The sequence below is a fragment of the Kitasatospora sp. NPDC048545 genome (assembly GCF_040651155.1).
Taxonomy (GTDB): Bacteria; Actinomycetota; Actinomycetes; order Streptomycetales; family Streptomycetaceae; genus Kitasatospora.
The window spans coordinates 8,944-11,123 of sequence record NZ_JBEZIQ010000112.1 but is presented as its reverse complement, the minus strand read 5'-3'; the positions used below and the strand labels follow the sequence as shown (position 1 = coordinate 11,123).

Here is a 2,180-nt window from a genome sequence, read left to right as displayed (position 1 = left end):
GTCTTCGGGGCAGCTGACGCGTACCTCGACCGTCCACGACCTCACTCTTCCCGCCCACGACGTCCTGGTCGGGCTCATCCTCACCTCCGCCGGACACCCGCGACCACGACGTTGACCCGACGTTCGCCGGACACTTCCACCCGGCTGGTACCCCAGGAGGGCGTGCCCTCTGCGGTCGACGAGCGGCCGCCACCGGGCACGGCGCAACAACGGCGCAAGGCAACCGAACGTCGCTACCGGCGCAGTCTCGCCGGGCGAGGTCGAGGGGAACGGGTCGGTGAGCGCAGTGCTCTCGCGGGCCTGGACGGTCCTGTCGATGGAGGGCCGTCCCCGAGGTGCAGGCGTGGGACAGGTTCGAGTTCGAGACGCCAGCAGTGCGGGATGCCGGCGGCGGCGTACATCGCGGGCCTGCGCACGGTGTCGGCCTCGTGGGTGTCCGGCGCGGTGACCTCGAGCGCGACCAGGACGTCGTGGGCGGGAAGAGTGAGGTCGTGGACGGTCGAGGTACGCGTCAGCTGCCCCGAAGACCCACCGCCAGGGTCAGTTCAAGGACCCGGTGTGGCGAGGCGAGATCCGCAAACAGCTCCCGCAGCTGCGACATCCGGTACCGGACTGTCTGCGGATGGACGAACAACGCCGCCGCCACCTCGTCCCGCCTGCCCTGGTGCAGCAGCCATGTCACGGCGGCTGAAACCCCGGACCCCGATCGCGGCGAAGCACAGGCCGACCCCGGCCAGTAGTGCGCAGTGGCTCCACTGGACACCGTTGCGCAGCGGCTCGCCTCCCAGGTACCAGTGGAACGGGGAGAGGTACTCCATCCGGTGCAGGCCGTTGCTGGTGGTCGCTGCGGCGCACGTACCGGAGGTCGCCACCGGGGAACGGGAAGGCCAGGTCGCCGCTCAAGCCGTCGGCTGACGACTGTCTGGGGCCAGGGGTTCGGAGAGCGCCGCCATCTGGCAGTGTCCTTCGAACACGGCCCCGGGACTGTGAGCCCTCCACAAACGCCCGCCGCACATGACCGAGGCGCATGCGCTGGTCCTCGATCCAGCCGGCCGACGGCGAGAGAGGCAGGCTGACCGTCACCTGCGAGGACTGAGCGTCCCTGAAGCGACACTCCGATCGCTCCAAACGCCAACGGCTTGACCCCGAGCTGGACCGTCCGGCCGGAGTTCAGCCACGAGACGAACCGATTGCCGGCCAGCCTGTCCAGGGCTTCCTCCCACTGGTCCGGGTCATCGGACGTGATGCCGACGGAAAGCTGCCGTTGATGGTCCCGGTCGACACGACGAACTCGCAGTCGAGGAAGTCGCTGCTTGGGGCTGGTCGCTCCAGCACACGGAGAGAGACAGCGGGACTTCGTGTAAGTCCCCTGCGTTCATTGGATGCTGAGCCGGTCCTCGAAGACGAGCGAGAACTGGTTCAGCGCTTCCTTCCAGTGTGCGGCGACGTGGTTGGCGTCGCGCGCCTTGGGGTTGATCAGCTCCCGCACGGCCGGGTCGACGCTCGCCGCGGCCTGTTGCGGGGCGCGCGGTGCCCGCCTGCGGCAGCGCGTGGCGTGGTGGGCGGGCAGTGGCCGAACGGCTCTGCCGGCGAGGCGGGGTGTGGTCAGTGGCGGCTGCCGAGCGCGAAGAGCAGGATCACGAAGCCGGCGAACAGGTGCGTTCCGGCGATGTAGATCGAGGCACGGACCAGCATGGCCTTGCGTCGCTTCCTCTCATCGTTGTTGGCCGAGCTCATCGGTGCTCCTGTGCGTGGGTGGGTGAGTGGGTGGGCGTCGGCCGGGGCCGGGGGCGGATGGACAGGCGCCGGCCGGTGGCTGCCGCGCGGGCAAGGTGTTCTCGCAGCCGTGCCGCGTCGGCTTCGAGGGGCGGCTGGGGTCTTCCGTGGTCGTCGTAGGGGGTGATCCCGATGTGCAAGCGGGCCTCCTACGGGCGGTGCGGTGGGGAGTGTGGGAGCAGGACGCTGATCGTCTTGCCGGGCCCTGACTGGTCGGGGGTGGCGGTGAGGCGGCCGCCGAAGTCCGCGGCCAGGTCCGCGATGACGGCAAGGCCCCTGCTGGGTCCGGACGCGGTGCTCGGCGGCGGGGCTCCGGGGGCGGGGAGTACGGGGACACGGGGGTCGTCGTCGCGCAGTGCGATCGTGAGGTGGTCCTCGGCCACGACGATCGCCAGGGTGGCGCG

2 protein-coding genes and 3 pseudogenes are annotated in these 2,180 nt (G+C 70.4%); all 5 read right to left on the bottom strand.

Features of this window, described 5'->3' with window-relative positions; translation table 11 throughout:
* Positions 1-511: 511 nt before the first annotated feature.
* Positions 512-676: pseudogene (locus tag AB0D10_RS45255) on the bottom strand (helix-turn-helix domain-containing protein); the annotation flags it as partial.
* A 2-nt stretch (positions 677-678) separates the two neighbouring features.
* On the bottom strand, positions 679-1,128 hold the full coding sequence (locus tag AB0D10_RS45250) for a DUF5959 family protein (RefSeq protein ID WP_360268644.1): 450 nt from the start codon (positions 1,126-1,128) through the stop codon (positions 679-681).
* Positions 1,129-1,144: 16 nt separating this feature from the next.
* A pseudogene (locus tag AB0D10_RS45245) lies at positions 1,145-1,297 on the bottom strand (DUF5959 family protein); the annotation flags it as partial.
* Between the two features lie 308 nt (positions 1,298-1,605).
* On the bottom strand, positions 1,606-1,737 hold the full coding sequence (locus AB0D10_RS45240) for a DUF6126 family protein (protein WP_360268641.1): 132 nt from the start codon (positions 1,735-1,737) through the stop codon (positions 1,606-1,608).
* 188 nt (positions 1,738-1,925) lie between these two features.
* Positions 1,926-2,180, bottom strand: a pseudogene (locus tag AB0D10_RS45235) (hypothetical protein); the annotation flags it as partial.

Bases quoted from the DNA above. Each gene is read 5' to 3' on its own strand.
- AB0D10_RS45240 (WP_360268641.1), bottom strand. From the start codon at position 1,737: ATGAGCTCGGCCAACAACGATGAGAGGAAGCGACGCAAGGCCATGCTG.